The following is a 360-nucleotide window of genomic DNA, read 5'->3' as shown; positions in this document are numbered from 1 at the left end:
ATCCGCGCTGAAGGACTGGAGGATCGTATCACCATCGAGATAAAGTCTTATGCGGAACTCTCCGGCTCCTTTGACAAGATCTCGTCGATCGGCATGTTCGAGCATCTGGGCCTTGCCAATCACGCGGCCTATTTCTCGGCGGTCCACCGGCTGCTGAAGCCCGGCGGCATCTACCTGCACCATGCCATCACCCGGCGCGGCAACGGCAGCACCAGGACGACACTGCGCAAAGGCGCGGAATACAAGGCATTGATCAAATACATCTTTCCCGGCGGCGAGGTCGATACGATCGGCATGACGCTCGGCAATCTCGAGGCGCACGGGTTCCTCGCCTATGACGTCGAGAACCTGCGAGAGCAT

General features: G+C 59.2%; 1 protein-coding gene. It reads left to right on the top strand.

The annotated features are described in order from the left end of the window. Window positions 1-360 (top strand): class I SAM-dependent methyltransferase (locus EN786_RS36440; RefSeq protein WP_135910099.1); only part of this gene is annotated, 360 nt, incomplete at both ends.

The organism is Mesorhizobium sp. M4B.F.Ca.ET.143.01.1.1 (assembly GCF_004792275.1).
Classification (GTDB): Bacteria; Pseudomonadota; Alphaproteobacteria; order Rhizobiales; family Rhizobiaceae; genus Mesorhizobium; species Mesorhizobium abyssinicae.
This window is presented reverse-complemented; position numbering and strand designations above follow the sequence as displayed.